Source organism: Glutamicibacter nicotianae (genome assembly GCF_006539525.1).
In the GTDB taxonomy this organism is placed as follows: Bacteria; Actinomycetota; Actinomycetes; order Actinomycetales; family Micrococcaceae; genus Glutamicibacter; species Glutamicibacter nicotianae.
Genome location: NZ_BJNE01000001.1, coordinates 556,714 through 570,057, shown reverse-complemented (window position 1 = coordinate 570,057; position 13,344 = coordinate 556,714). Strand labels below are relative to the sequence as shown.

Below are 13,344 nucleotides of genomic sequence, written 5' to 3'. Positions count from 1 at the left end.
GAAGGAGCTGCCTCATGGCATGTCCTTCCGGGCTCGGCTGATCCGCTACTGCACCGCATCTCGCAGCTTGGTGCTCAGGCGCCGCAGTTCATGGAATTCGTCTTCGCTCAGCGCGCTGCCCAGCAGGTTGTGCAGATGCTTGACGTGCTCGCGCCCGATTTCCTGCTGCAGCTTGCGTCCCTTCTCGGTCAGCGAGAGCTGCATGGCGCGATGGTCATTCGGGTCGGGCTCGCGAACTACCAGCCCCTGGTCTTCCAATCGGGTGACCATGCGGCTCAGGCTGGGTTGCGAGATCAGCAGCTGCTTATTCAGGTCAACCAGCCGGCTCTTGCCTCCGGGGCAGGTGCGCAAGTTGAACAATACGTCGTACTCGCGCATGGAGAGCTTGCCGAATTCCGGCATTGCGGTGATCTGGCGCATGACCGCCACCTGTGCGCGGAAAAGCGCTTCCCAGGCATCGGTGGTGACCTTCAATGAGGCTGCTGGATTACTGGTCCCGGTCACTTGCTGCTGGCTCCTTGGTGGTTGCTTGCTCAGCGACCAGTTTAGCGTTGCGAGCGGCCACCAGGCCTTCATGGGTCGGCGCCGGGGTGAGGTCCTTCGGTGCGCGGGACTCCATTTCCTTGCGCAGTTCAGGCAGCACGTACTCGCCGAACATGTCCAGCTGGTTCAGCACGGTCTTCAGCGGAAGGCCCGCGTGGTCGATCAGGAACAGCTGGCGCTGGTAGCTGCCGAAGTATTCCTGGAAGGACAGGGTCTTCTCCAGCACCTGCTGCGGCGAGCCGACGGTCAGCGGGGTCTGCGCGGTGAAGTCTTCCAGCGATGGGCCGTGGCCGTAGACCGGGGCGTTGTCGAAGTATGGGCGGAATTCCTTGACCGCCTGCTGGGAATCCTTGGCCATATAGAACTGGCCGCCCAGTCCCACGACTGCCTGGTCTGCGCGTCCGTGGCCGTAGTGCTCGTAGCGCTCGCGGTACAGGCCGATCAGCTGCTGGTAGTGCTCTTTCGGCCAGAAGATGTTGTTGGCGAAGAAGCCGTCGCCGTAGTAGGCGGCGATTTCAGCGACCTGCGGGGTGCGGATCGATCCGTGCCAGACGAACGGTGCCACGTCATCGAGCGGGCGCGGGGTCGAGGTGAAGTTCTGGAGCGGGGTGCGGAACTTGCCTTCCCAGTTCACGACGTCCTCATCCCACAGGCGGCGCAGCAGGTGGTAGTTCTCCACGGTCAGGTTGACCGAGTCCTGCATGTTCTTGCCGAACCATGGGTAGACCGGGCCGGTGTTGCCGCGGCCCAGGACAAGGTCCACGCGGCCATCGGCTAGATGCTGGAGCATCGCGAAGTCCTCGGCGATCTTCACCGGGTCATTGGTGGTGATCAGCGTAGTCGCGGTGGACAGGATGATGCGCTCGGTCTGCGCGGCAATGTAGGCCAGCGTGGTGGTGGGGGAGGAGGAGAAGAACGGGCGGTTGTGGTGCTCGCCGATGGCGTAGACATCCATGCCGATCTCTTCGACCTTCTTGGCGATTGCCACCGATGCGTCAATGCGCTCTTTCTCGGTAGGGATGCGGCCGGTCGTCGGGTCGCGGGTGATGTCGCTGACTGAGAATACTCCGAATTGCATGTCCACTCCTGTTACTACGGTGCAAGCGTTTTGCCCTGCCACCAATTTATATGCGTATGCATGTAATAACAAGTTGATGCGTCAAATATTCCCGTTCCCTGCGTGGTGCGCTTGCTTGCACTTGCTTCTGCTCGTTCGCACCAGGCTTACGGCTGCCTGACGCGGATCAGCGATGCGTGGGGACGAAGCCGCCACCCCAGAAGAGGGAACTGTGCTCATGGGCCAATTCCATTGATGTTCCCTGCGGCGTGCACTGGCAATGGCGCCGGTGCTTGCGCAGCTGCCGCAGATGGCGGCGCAGCTGGCGCGCGTTCAGCGGGGACGTGTTCCCTGCATCAAGTTGCAGTTCCGGCAGGGGCGAGAACGGGGTGGTGCATGGGTAGATCTGGGTGGCGCTCATGTCGTGGCCTTTCGTCGTGGTTCATACGACAGCCAACAGGCTCTAGCTAACTTGAGGTCAAGGGAAAGGGGCTGAATAATTCGATTTATGACCGCCAGCGAATCCGCAATGCCAACCAGGAAAAGCCAGCTAGGCATCGGGGATCTTGCGCGCCGTGCCGGGGTATCAGTTGCCACGATCCGGTTCTATGAATCGCGGAACCTGATTTTCTCCACCCGGACCAGCGGGAACATGCGCCTTTTTCCCAAGCACACGCTGCGCCGGTTGGCCATTATTGCCGCGGGCCAGCGTGTGGGGCTGACCTTGGCCGAAATTGCCGACGCGTTGAGCGAGCTGCCCGAGGACCGGGCCCCTCGGCAGATCGAATGGGAACAGCTGAGCACGCACTGGAAGCGGATCATCGATCGCCGCATGCTGCAGCTCGAATCGCTGCGGGATTCGCTGGATGGATGCGTCGGTTGCGGGTGCCTGTCATTCAAGACCTGCTCGCTGGTCAACCCCGGAGACGAAGCCGCGAAGGAAGGCGAAGGGTCGCGCTGGATCCGCAAACTCGACGCGAAATTCAACGATGCGGCTACGGACTCTGCGGACTGACGATCCCGCCCTGATAGGCAATGAGCGCGGTCTCCACGCGATTGCGCGCCCCGACCTTGAGCATGATGCTCGTCATGTGCCCCTTGACGGTTGCTTCGGTCAAGAACAGCCTGCCGGCAATTTCCGCGTTGGACATGCCCGCGCCAACCAGCGCCATGACATCATGCTCACGACTGCTCAGGGAGCTGATTCGCGACTGCGCGCGGGAGGCAGCGGAGGTATCAATGCCACGCAACTTGTCGATGACGCGCTTCGCGATGCGCGGCGAAAGGGCAGCGGCTCCCGCGGCGACCGCCAGCACGCCTCCCACCAGTTCCTCCGGTCCGGAACTCTTGAGCAGGAATCCAGCCGCGCCGCCGGACATGGCGCGGTCGATGTAGTCTTCTTCGCCAAAGGTCGTCAGGATCAGTACCCGGGCCTGCGGATTCTGCTCCAGGATGGCCTCCATTGCGCTCAAGCCGTCCAATTGGGGCATGCGGATATCCATCAGGATGACGTGCGGTTCCAGACGCTGGGACAGCTCGATGGCACGGTGGCCGTTCTCAGCCTCGCCGATGATGGTGATGCGCTGGTCGCTGCCCAAGATGGTGCCAAGGCCTGCACGAATCAGCGGCTCGTCGTCAACGAGCAAAACGGTTACGGGGGAGTCAATGTCCATGGCGGGAGCGATCCTAGGGAGCTGGGTACAGGTGGTCGGCAGAGACGAGGATATCGTCGGTGAAGCACAGCCTGAACATCTCGCTGTCCAGGTCGAGTACACCGGTTTTCGCGGCGTAGTACCGGCATTCGGCGTTGGCGGCCGGGGATGATTCCTTGATTACCGGCAAAGGCTCGTCCAGGCCCTTGGCGGTCACGAAGCGGGAAACTTCCTCGCGGCTCATCCCAGGCTGCAGCTGCTGGAAGTCTGCAGGGCTCAAGGCCGTGGCCCTGTAGGTGGCGTCCTGCAGCAAGTAGAGTCCGGCGGCGATGGCTGCGACGGCAAGAATCGGCACGGCAATCATCAGGCGCCTGCTGGTTTTCAAAACAGGCGCATGGGATACCGGTGACGGACGGTGTTGCTTGCCCAGCGGAACGCGGGCCAGCAGTTCGAAACGGCCGGCTGCCTGGGTGATCTGCAGCGAACCGCCGGCGGTGTCCAAGGCCCGGCGCAAGGAGGCCAGACCCGTGGCCCCGGGCCGTGGCTTCGGGGAGTCCCCGGCCAGCGAGTTCGCAATGCGGAGCACAGCGGGACTCGTGCGCGTATCCAGCTTGATGCTGACCGGCTGTTTGGGGGCATACTTGGCGGCGTTGGTCAGTGCTTCCTGCACCATCTGATTCAATATCGCCGACGCGCCATCGGAAGAAAGCGACGAAGACTTGCCGCCGTCATGCTCATAGCTGATGCCCATGCCGTTGGCACGTGCCCGTTCGAGCAAGCGGTCGATGCTCTCAACTGCTGGATCCAACGGAGCTTGCTGATCCGGATCATGCAGCACGCCGATAATCTGGTGCAGATGGTCGATGGAAGCATCGGCCTGTTCGCGGACCCGTGCAGCCTGCGCATAGGCTTCGCTGCCTTTCTCCACGGTGACCTGCAGCCCGCTGGCCGACAGGGCCAGCAGCGCCAAATCATGCCCCAGCTGGTCATGCATTGCTTCGGCGATGCGGGCTCTCTCGCGAAGCTCGGCTTGCACCACCGCATGCTCGCGTTCCTGGGCCCGGAACAGCACCGTATTGCGCCGTGACCGGCCAATCCACCAAGGCAGCAGCGCGAACAGCACCAGACCGGTCAGGATATTCAAGGCAAAGGTCAGCAAGCTGACATGCGAAGAGAAAACCAGCGTCAGCGCCGCGGCAAGCGTGCCTGCGGCGAAGGCCAGCACGCCATGGAGCAACGAGGCCACATGCCGCCCGGCCAGGAAGCTGATCCAAGCCGCACAAGGCGCCAGGAGAATCCATGCGGCATTCGTGGAAATCGGCACCAAGTACGCGCACAATGCCAGGGCAATCAGAAGCCCGAGCTGCTTCCACGAAGTAGTCATGGAACTCATGCTACGCACGATGCGGTGCAGCGAACACCGACGAAAGTCGTGGACTTCGCCATGAGAAGAGCCGACCAACCTCCGATGTGCCGGCACAGCAGAATTCCTAGGGTTGAAGCACAACCCAAGGAGCACACCATGATCACCCTAGACTCGCTGACCAAGGACTACGGGAAGAACCGAGCCGTCAACGAACTGAGCTTCACGATAGAGCCAGGAACCGTCACCGGGTTCCTCGGACCGAACGGGGCCGGCAAATCCACCACCATGCGCATGATCCTCGGACTTGATGCGCCCACCAGCGGGAAGTCGCTGATCAACGGGGTGGGCTACGAACAACTGCGCCATCCCATGCGCACCGTAGGAGCGCACATCACAGGAACCGCCGGCCACCCCGGACACACTCCGCGCACGCACCTGAAAGCCCTCGCGCAAAGCAACCAGATCCCTGCCAGCCGCATCGATGAAGTCCTGGCCCAAGCCGGACTTCAATCGGCGGCGGCACAACGCATCGGCGGATTCTCGCTGGGCATGCGCCAACGCCTGGGCATCGCAGCCGCGTTGCTCGGCGACCCGCAGATCCTCATCCTGGACGAGCCGATGAACGGCCTGGACGCCGAAGGCATCGCCTGGATCCGGCAGCTCATGAAGAACCGGGCCGCCCAGGGAGGAACGGTTTTCGTTTCCAGCCACCTCATGAGCGAAATGCAGCAGGTTGCAGACCAGCTGGTCCTCATCGGACGCGGAGAACTGATCACCCAGGCACCTACCGACGAGCTCATCAAGGGCTTCGCCCAGCAAGTGATTGCAGTCCGCGCGCCGCAAGCTTCGGCGCTCGCCGGAGCCTTGGCCGGCCACGGTGCTGAAATCACTGAGGGTGGCGGAAACCGTCTGGAAATTTCCGGGCTTTCCCTGGCGGAAGTCGGCGCCATCGCGTTCAGCAACGATTTCGAACTGCACGAGTTGAGCCAGGCACGCGGATCACTTGAATCGGCCTATGACCAATTGACAAGAGACACTGTGGAATTCACTTCAAGCACGGCAGGAAAGGCGATGGGCAAATGAGCTCGCCAGCAATCAACCAAGCAACGTCCGGTTTGTCAGCCCCAGCGCTGATGGCCGCAACCCGAGCGGAAACCACCAAGTTCTTTGGCCTGCGATCCCTGACCGGGTTGTTCCTTGCCGGGTTCGTGGCAACCATCGCGTTGAGCTGGGTCCTGGGCATCAGCGCGAAAGCCAGCGGCGACAACGGCTTCGACACCGCGATGCCAGCCCCTTTGCTGGCCTTCGCCACCTTGCAATTCGGCCAGCTTTTCTTCGCGGCCGCCTCAGCGCTGCACATCACCAACGAGTACTCCAGTGGAACCATCGCCAGCTCCTTGCAGGCTGTCCCGCGACGCGGCGTATTCCTCGGGGCCAAGGCGCTGTTGCTGTTCATCGTGAACTTCCTGGCCGGTGCTGTGATGATCTTGCTGGCCACCATTCCCACAGCGCTGAGCGCAGGGGAGTACGGCACATTCAGTTTCCCTGACATGGTGTCCGCGGCACTGGGAGCCGGAACCTACCTGGCGTTGCTGAGCTTGATGGTTCTTGGATTGGGTTTGCTCTGCCGCAATTCTGCGGGAACCATCGTCTGCGCCATCATGCTGGTCATCGGGTTGCCGCAGATTCTGCAGCTGATCCCCATTGAGTGGATCCAAGAAGTGATCCAGTATTTGCCAACCAACGCGGCGACGTTCATGGCGACCGGAGCCAGCGAACCGTACGGGCCTTTGGTGGCCTTGATGGTCCTGATTGCGTGGAGCGTTGCTTTGCTCGGCGCCGGATGCATCAGCTTGAAACGTCGGGATGCCTAGCCATGGGCGGGCGCCAGGCCGCCGGCCAGCGAAATTGCGCAGGCAGTGCACGGCGGGGCATCCGGCGTGATGCCCGAAACTCCCGCCGTGCGCATGCCGCCGCTTTTCTAGGCCTTGGACCGCAGCTGGGCCCGGTCGCGCCATGCTGCGGTGCTCCACAGTGCGAGCGCTATCAGCGCCGGCTGGAAGAAGAGCCGGGCCAGTCGTTTCGCGTCGGTGTCCAAGCCGAACGCATCGCGTCCCTCCTGCCACTGGGCTAAATTGCCGGGGAACACCGCGACGAAGAAGAGGGCGGCGATCCAGCCCACGGCTACCCGCTTCTTGAGCAGCGCGAGCAAGGAAAGTCCCAGGCCGATTTCCACGACACCGGAAAGGATGACCGTCAGATCCGGATCCAGCGGGACGAAGTCCGGGACCTGGGAGCGAAATTCCTCGCGGGCAAAGGTCAGGTGGCTGACCCCGGCGAAGCCGAGAAATGAGCCGAGCGCTATCCGTGCTCCGTGCCGGGCGAAACCCAGTGGCTTCCCCTCCCTGGACCTAGTCATCGCCGACACTCACCAGGACATCGATGTTGCCGCGTGTGGCATTGGAGTAGGGGCAGACTTGGTGAGCCGCATCGGCCAGTTCCTGGGCCAGTGCGGGTTCCAGGCCGGGAATGATGACTTCCAGCTCTACCGACAACTTGAATCCGTTCTCCCCGTCGCGGTTCAGGTGGACACGGCCGCCGACGCTGGAGTCGTCAATTTTTACCTTGCGGCCGCGCGCGACCAGATTTAGTGCCGAGTGGAAGCAAGCGGCGTAGCCAGCGGCGAACAGCTGTTCCGGGTTGGTCCCGGCGCCCGAACCGCCTAGTTCTGCCGGGGAGGCCAAAACCAGGTCGAGCTTGCCGTCGGGGGTCTGGACGCGCCCTTCGCGGCCTTGGCCGGTGGACAGGGACTCTGCGGTGTACAGGGTTTCCATGGAATTGCCTTTCGTTGATGGTGAAAGCTTGTAGCTATTTTCGGGAGGGTTGCTCCGGAGCAGGGATTCCCTGCATGGAAGTGGTGATGCGGTGCAGCGTTGCCAGCAGCGCTTTGGCGCTTTCCATGTCCGGCAGCCCGGTGCCGCAAGCAATCTGCGCCGGGATGTGCGCCAGATCCTTGCGCAGGGATGTGCCAGCGGGAGTCAAGCTGACGTTGACGACGCGGCTGTCCTGGCCATCGCGGCGCCGTTCAATGAAGCCCTTCTGCTCCAGCCGGCGGAGTAGCGGAGACAGGGTCCCGGAGTCCAGCTGGAGCATTTCGCCGATCTCGCGCACCGGCTTATCGCCTTCGGTCCACAGTGAAACGAGCACCAAGTACTGGGTGTAGGTCAGCTGCCACGGGGCGAGCAGTTCGGTATATGCGCGAGTGGTTGCCCGGCTTGCCGAGTAGAGGGAGAAGCACACCATATCGTCAACTATTGCCATGGAATAATGATTGCACACAATTCAATTGTGCACAACTTAAATATTAATGGTTTATCCGAGCTTGGAGCTGCAATCAACGCAGAACGGGGATTCGGACGTGGACGCGTTTCGCGTCCGTGAGCTGCCGTCGCTAAGCTGGGATCCATGAGCATCGGAAAACACCCGGCGAAGGCCGGCGGGCGCAACTGCCCCCGCCTGGCGGTCGTCCGCTCGCTGTTCCTGATCAGCGCGGTGCTTCTCGGCTTGTTCTCGATGCATGTGATGAACCATGGAGCCCAGGCGCAGTCCTTGGCCCCGGTGGCCCATGCACATCCGGCAGACGCCGAGCCCACGCCACATGCGCCGCCAGCCGACGCGGGTGGCTCGGAGCAGGGCTGCGCCGACTGTCCGATGGACCATGGCATGGCCGCCGCGGGTTGCGTGTTGGCGCTGCTGGCCATGCTGCTGTTCTTGCGGCCGCCGCATACCGTAGCCGTGCTCCCGACGGCGTTCCCGCAGACGTTGTGCACGGCATCGGCGCTGCCTGGTATCGGGCCGGAAAAACCTGATCTGGTTGCCTTGGGGATCTGCCGAACGTGAGGGCTTGGCCGGTCCACGCACCGGCCTCCGGCTGGTTCCGGCGCCGCCGCAGGCGGGCGCCGTTCACGTTCGATATCCACCAGGAGAATTACCATGAACAAGCAGATCCTCATTTGCAGCGCCCTCGTGCTGGGCGCAACGCTCGCCCTCGCCGGATGCTCGGGGGAATCATCAAGTACCCCGGCGCCGAGCGCCTCAGCGTCCGATTCGCATGCCGGCCATTCCATGGACCAGTCAGCGTCAGCCAACGATGCCGATATGGCTTTCGCTTCGGGCATGAAGGTGCACCATGAACAGGCGATCGAGATGTCCGAGATGATCTTGGGCAAGAAAGACATCCCGCAGGAGGTCACAGCCTTGGCCGAGCGCATCAAGGCAGCCCAGGCGCCGGAGATCGAGCGAATGGATGGATGGCTGGACGAGTGGGACATGCCCGAAGGAATGGACCACGGCAGCATGGAGCACGATGGCATGGTTCCGGAAGACGGGATCAAGGCACTGCAGGAAGCTTCCGGAACGGAAGCCGCGCAACTGTTCCTCGAGCAGATGATCATGCATCACGAAGGTGCGGTGGACATGGCCGAGTCGGAGCTGGAGGACGGCCAGGATGCCGAGGCCAAGGAATTGGCTGGGCAGATCATCGACTCGCAAACCACTGAAATCGACGAGATGAAGCAGCTGCTGGCCGGCCTGTAAACGGTGCTGCGAACCAAGAAGATGGGATATTACTTGACTCAACGAATTTCGCCCCCTTGCACTGCACGCTGGAAGGCGGCGGCAACTGGCGCTGGAACCGTCCTGGCACTGGCCCTCCTCGCAGGGTGCAGTGCCGGGCAGCCAGCAAGCCAGTCTGCCACGACGGCGATCGACGCCGAGCACGCAGGGCAGTTCCTTGCCGAGCTGGGACTGGAGGGGTTGGACGCCAAACAGGTCATCGACCAGCTCGATCGCTTGCCGAAGGACCAACGGCCTCAGAACTTCACCGCCCAGGTGAAGCCAACGCAGCTGGTGCTGGCCGATGAATCGGGACGCACCGCGAACCTGCCGCTGCCCGAAGACCAGTACTACCTCTCAGCCGCACCCTACGTGGACCAGACGCACAGCTGCCATTTCCATAGCCTCACCACCTGCGTGGGGCAGCTGCAAGGCGTGGAAATGAAGGTCAAGGCAGTCAACTCGGATACCGGTGAAGTTCTGGTGGACAAGGAAATGGAATCCTTCGACAACGGATTTATCGGCCTGTGGGTTCCGCGGGGAATTATGGTGGACCTGGAGTTCACGTATCAGGGAAAGACCGCGCAGACCACGGTGTCCACCGCCGGGGATGAGAACGCTACCTGCCTGACGGAGATGCAGCTGGTGTAGCACCAATTGCCGCCGGCAGAGCACCAACGAACTCGGGCCTGCAACCACCGCGGTGGTTGCAGGCCCGAGTTCTATCGATGCTGAAAGCTAGCCGTCAGTCTTGGGCGGCGTCTGCTTCATCATCTCTTCGAACGCCCGGCGTTCCTTGCGCGAGACCGGAATCTGTCCGGTCAACGGGTTGATGACCTGATCGGCCGGTGCCGCCGGCTTTTCATTCTGGCCAGCCTTGCCCTTGTCCTTGACTAAGGCCTTGTCTTCCGACTTGGCCTTAGTCTTGGCATCGGCTGCCGGTGCAGCCTCCGGCGCGATCTTGGCGCTGGCGCTGTCCATGGCACGGGTCAGGTCCTGGGCCGCGGTGTGCTGCTGCGCAGAATGCTTGCGCGCGGAGCGGGCCTTGGCGTTCTTCTCCTTGCGGGACTCGACCAGGCGGTAGAGCACCGGCACCAGGATCAGCGTGAGCAAGGTGGAGGAGACCAGGCCGCCGATGACCACCACGGCCAGCGGCTGGGAGATGAAGCCCGACTGGCCGGTCAGGCCCAGGCCCATCGGCACCAGCGCGAAGATGGTCGCCAGCGCGGTCATCAGGATCGGGCGCAGGCGCTGGCGGGCGCCGTGCATGATGGCATCCTCCAGGGCCATGGCCGGACGCTCCGGCGTGTCCTGACGGTACTGGTTGATCAAGTCGATCAGCACAATCGCGTTGGTCACCACGATGCCCACCAGCATCAGCATGCCGATCAGCGAGGGCAGGCCCAGCGGGATGCCTGAGATCAGCAGCAGGCCGATCGCGCCGGTGGCGGCGAAGGGAATCGAGACCAGCAGGATCAGCGGCTGGATCAGGGACTTGAAGGTGGCCACCATGATCACGTAAACGATGGCGATGGCCGCCAGCAACGCCAGATACAGCTGGTTGAAGGACTCGGCCTGTTCGGTGGCCGCGCCGCCGATTTCTGCCGTGGCGCCCTCGGGCAGCTGCACCGACTCCAGGCGCTCGGTGACGTTCTTGGACACATCCCCGAGCATGTTCTCCGCAGGGGCCAGGGTGACGGTGGCGATCCGCTCGCCGTTGGAGGTGGTGACCTGCTGGACCACCTTGGCGCGCTCCACGGTGGCCAGATCCTGCAGTTCCTTGACGCCGGCGGCGGTCGGGATCTCCAGCTCGCGCAGCTTGTCAAGGCTGTCCAGGTCCATGCCCTCGCCGATCTGCACCGTCATGTCGGTGTAGTCCAGGCGCAGCGTACCGGCAGGAACAGGGGAGACCTGGGAGGCGACCATTCCCGCCAGCTGGGTTTCGGTCAGCCCCGCCTCGGCGGCCTTGGTGGCATCGATATCGATGGAGACCTGCTCGCGTTCAGCCGAGAGGTTATCGGAGATTTCGGTGACGTGCTCGGTGCCTTCCAGCGCCTCGCGGGTCGCGGTGGTCGCCTCGCGAAGGATTCCCTCATCCGGGGCCTTGATCTCGACGGTGACATCGCTGGACATCATGGCCGAGGAGTTCGAGCCGAAGCTCAGATCCAGGTCCTTGGGCAGGTCCAGTGCCTCGACCTGCTCGCGCACCGTGTTCTTCAGCGCTTCCTGATCCGCATCGGGATCGGTGATCACGGTGAAGCTGGCGGTGTCCGAGCCCGAGGAGAACATGGCCGCCATGCCGCTGGCGGTGCCCACGGTCAGCTGGACATCTTCGATGCCGTCGATGTCCGCGAGCTTGGATTCGATCTTCGCCGCTTCCTTCTCGGTGGTTTCCATGGCCGTGCCCGACGGCATTTCGGCGGTGATGGAGATCGAGTTCTCGCCGGTTGAGCCCAGCAGGTTGGTGTTCAGCAGCGGGGTCATCGCCACGGTGCCGGCAAGCACCAGCACGGAGGCGAGCAGCGTGATGACCGGGTGCTTCTGGGTCTTCTTCAGCACCGGGATATAGGCGCGCTGCAGCCAGGACTTGTCTTCGGCTACGTGCACGGTGTGGGTTTCGCCGCTGCCCGGGCGGTGCGGCAGGAACCAGTACGCCAGCACCGGGACGATGGTCAGCGAGACCAGCAGCGAGGCCAGCAGCGCGATGGTCATGGTCAGCGCGAACGGGCTGAACAGCTCGCCGGCCATGCCGCCCACCAGGGCGATCGGCAGGAACACCGCCACGGTGGTCAGGGTCGCCGCGGTAATGGCGCCGGCAACTTCCTTGACCGCCAGCAAGATGGCCTGCGCCTTGGATTCTCCGTGGGCCAGATGGCGCTTGATGTTCTCGATGACCACAATCGAGTCATCCACCACTCGTCCGATGGAAATGGTCAAAGCGCCCAAGGTCAGCATGTTCAGCGTGTACCCGAAAACGTTCATCCCGATGAACGTCGCCATCAGCGACAGCGGGATGGAGATTGCGGTGACCAGGGTGGAGCGTACCGAGAAGAGGAACACCAGGATGATGATCACGGCGAAGCCCAGGCCCAGCGCGCCTTCCAGTGCCAGGTGCTTGATCGAGTCCTCGATGAACGGCGCCTGGTCGAAGATCGTGGTCATGGTGGCCTTGTGGCCCAGCTCCGATTCCAGCTCGGCGAGCATCGCGGTGATGGCATGCGAAATGGCTACGGTGTCGCCATCCGGGGTCTTGGTGACCTGGATAGAGAGGGTCTCCTCGCCATTGGTGCGGGTGATGCTCGTGGCCTCGTCGGCCTGCACCGAGACCTCGGCGACGTCCTTGAGCAGCACCGGGCCGTTGTCGGTGACCAGCGGGATGTCCTTGATGGCGTCCAGGGTATCCGGGGTGGAGCCGGCAATCACCGGAAGCTCCAGGCCGTCGACGTCCATGTTGCCGATCGGCATGGGGGAGCCGGCGTTCTCGATGCCGTCCTTCAGGTCCGCGACGGACAGCCCGGCCTCGCGCATCTGGCTGTCCTTCGGGATCACCGCAATGTGCTGGGAGGAGCCGCCGGAGACCGAGGCCTCGCGGACGCCGTCGATCTTCTGCAGCTTGGGCAGGGTGATGCGCTCCACGTCGTCGTTGAGCGCTTCCAGCGACTGGTCCGAGGAGACCGCCAGGGCCAGCACCGGGAAATCGGCGATGGAACCGGCGAAGGCGGTCGGCTCCACATCCTCGGGCAGCTGGGACTTGGAGTTGGCAATGGCCCGTTCCACCTGGGTGCGGGCCCGGTCCATGTCCGTGCCGTATTCGAAGGTCAAGCCGATGCGGGTGAAGCCGGTCTGCGAGGTGGCCGTGGAGGATTCCAGGCCCTCGACAGCCTGCAGCGCGGTTTCCAGCGGTTCGGCGACCTGTTCGTCGATCACCTCGGGGCTGGAACCCATTTGGGTTGCCATGACCGAGATCTGCGGGAATTCCAGTTCCGGGATCAGCTCCTGCTTGAGCGATCCCATGGAAATCACGCCGAAAACGGCGGCGAAAACCGTGATGAGCGCAATGAGCGCCCGGTTCTTCAATGACAAGATGGCCAAGCGCTGCATGCGGGTGTGGT

The 13,344-nt window shown here is 63.0% G+C and carries 15 protein-coding genes; 6 read left to right on the top strand and 9 right to left on the bottom strand.

What is annotated here, in order from left to right; genetic code table 11:
• Window positions 1-45: 45 nt before the first annotated feature.
• The 3 genes from ANI01nite_RS02585 to ANI01nite_RS02575 all read right to left on the bottom strand — a co-directional run bounded on the left by ANI01nite_RS02585 (window position 46) and on the right by ANI01nite_RS02575 (window position 2,021).
• Window positions 46-504, bottom strand: coding sequence for a MarR family winged helix-turn-helix transcriptional regulator (locus ANI01nite_RS02585; RefSeq protein WP_141355750.1), 459 nt, complete (start codon window positions 502-504; stop codon window positions 46-48).
• A complete protein-coding gene (locus tag ANI01nite_RS02580; RefSeq protein WP_121866599.1) occupies window positions 488-1,621 on the bottom strand; it encodes an LLM class flavin-dependent oxidoreductase in 1,134 nt (377 codons plus the stop codon). The genes ANI01nite_RS02585 and ANI01nite_RS02580 overlap by 17 nt, the downstream gene beginning before the upstream one ends.
• A 166-nt stretch (window positions 1,622-1,787) precedes the next feature.
• Window positions 1,788-2,021 carry a hypothetical protein gene (locus tag ANI01nite_RS02575; RefSeq protein WP_141355748.1) on the bottom strand — a complete coding sequence of 78 codons (234 nt, stop codon included), beginning with the start codon at window positions 2,019-2,021 and terminating at the stop codon, window positions 1,788-1,790.
• 87 nt (window positions 2,022-2,108) lie between these two features.
• On the opposite strand from ANI01nite_RS02575, the gene soxR reads away from it, so the two are divergent.
• Window positions 2,109-2,615, top strand: a complete 507-nt coding sequence (gene soxR / locus ANI01nite_RS02570; protein WP_255314356.1) for a redox-sensitive transcriptional activator SoxR — start codon at window positions 2,109-2,111, stop codon at window positions 2,613-2,615.
• Here the strand turns inward: soxR and ANI01nite_RS02565 are convergent.
• Window positions 2,596-3,273: a response regulator gene (locus tag ANI01nite_RS02565; protein WP_141355746.1), complete on the bottom strand. Its 678-nt coding sequence runs from the start codon at window positions 3,271-3,273 to the stop codon at window positions 2,596-2,598. The two genes, soxR and ANI01nite_RS02565, sit on opposite strands and share 20 nt — an antisense overlap.
• 13 nt (window positions 3,274-3,286) lie before the next feature.
• On the bottom strand, window positions 3,287-4,636 hold the full coding sequence (locus tag ANI01nite_RS02560) for a sensor histidine kinase (RefSeq protein WP_170214539.1): 1,350 nt from the start codon (window positions 4,634-4,636) through the stop codon (window positions 3,287-3,289).
• 138 nt (window positions 4,637-4,774) lie between these two features.
• Here ANI01nite_RS02560 and ANI01nite_RS02555 point away from each other — a divergent pair, with 138 nt between their 5' ends.
• Both ANI01nite_RS02555 and ANI01nite_RS02550 read left to right on the top strand, forming a co-directional pair.
• Entirely contained in the window at window positions 4,775-5,701 is a 927-nt protein-coding gene (locus ANI01nite_RS02555) for an ATP-binding cassette domain-containing protein (protein WP_141355742.1), read from the top strand.
• On the top strand, window positions 5,698-6,492 hold the full coding sequence (locus ANI01nite_RS02550; RefSeq protein ID WP_141355740.1) for an ABC transporter: 795 nt from the start codon (window positions 5,698-5,700) through the stop codon (window positions 6,490-6,492). The genes ANI01nite_RS02555 and ANI01nite_RS02550 overlap by 4 nt, the downstream gene beginning before the upstream one ends.
• A gap of 107 nt (window positions 6,493-6,599) precedes the next feature.
• On the opposite strand, the gene ANI01nite_RS02545 is transcribed toward ANI01nite_RS02550, so the two are convergent.
• Genes ANI01nite_RS02545 through ANI01nite_RS02535 form a run of 3 tightly spaced genes read right to left on the bottom strand, consistent with a single transcriptional unit; the run spans window position 6,600 to window position 7,939 of the window.
• Window positions 6,600-7,037 carry a DoxX family protein gene (locus tag ANI01nite_RS02545; protein ID WP_141355738.1) on the bottom strand — a complete coding sequence of 146 codons (438 nt, stop codon included), beginning with the start codon at window positions 7,035-7,037 and terminating at the stop codon, window positions 6,600-6,602.
• Complete coding sequence (locus tag ANI01nite_RS02540) at window positions 7,030-7,452, bottom strand: organic hydroperoxide resistance protein (protein ID WP_141355736.1); 423 nt, start codon at window positions 7,450-7,452, stop codon at window positions 7,030-7,032. The genes ANI01nite_RS02545 and ANI01nite_RS02540 overlap by 8 nt, the downstream gene beginning before the upstream one ends.
• A gap of 34 nt (window positions 7,453-7,486) precedes the next feature.
• Window positions 7,487-7,939 (bottom strand): MarR family winged helix-turn-helix transcriptional regulator, encoded by a 453-nt coding sequence (locus ANI01nite_RS02535; protein WP_255314355.1) that lies wholly within the window; start codon window positions 7,937-7,939, stop codon window positions 7,487-7,489.
• A 144-nt stretch (window positions 7,940-8,083) separates the two neighbouring features.
• Between ANI01nite_RS02535 and ANI01nite_RS02530 the strand changes: the two genes are divergently transcribed.
• The 3 genes from ANI01nite_RS02530 (at window position 8,084) to ANI01nite_RS02520 (ending at window position 9,883) form a co-directional block, all read left to right on the top strand.
• Window positions 8,084-8,518, top strand: a complete 435-nt coding sequence (locus ANI01nite_RS02530) for a DUF6153 family protein (protein ID WP_141355734.1) — start codon at window positions 8,084-8,086, stop codon at window positions 8,516-8,518.
• Between the two features lie 93 nt (window positions 8,519-8,611).
• On the top strand, window positions 8,612-9,214 hold the full coding sequence (locus ANI01nite_RS02525) for a DUF305 domain-containing protein (protein ID WP_141355732.1): 603 nt from the start codon (window positions 8,612-8,614) through the stop codon (window positions 9,212-9,214).
• A 33-nt stretch (window positions 9,215-9,247) separates the two neighbouring features.
• Window positions 9,248-9,883, top strand: a complete 636-nt coding sequence (locus ANI01nite_RS02520; RefSeq protein WP_141355730.1) for a CueP family metal-binding protein — start codon at window positions 9,248-9,250, stop codon at window positions 9,881-9,883.
• 87 nt (window positions 9,884-9,970) lie between these two features.
• On the opposite strand, the gene ANI01nite_RS02515 is transcribed toward ANI01nite_RS02520, so the two are convergent.
• Entirely contained in the window at window positions 9,971-13,333 is a 3,363-nt protein-coding gene (locus ANI01nite_RS02515; protein WP_141355728.1) for an efflux RND transporter permease subunit, read from the bottom strand.
• Between the last annotated feature and the right edge of the window lie 11 nt (window positions 13,334-13,344).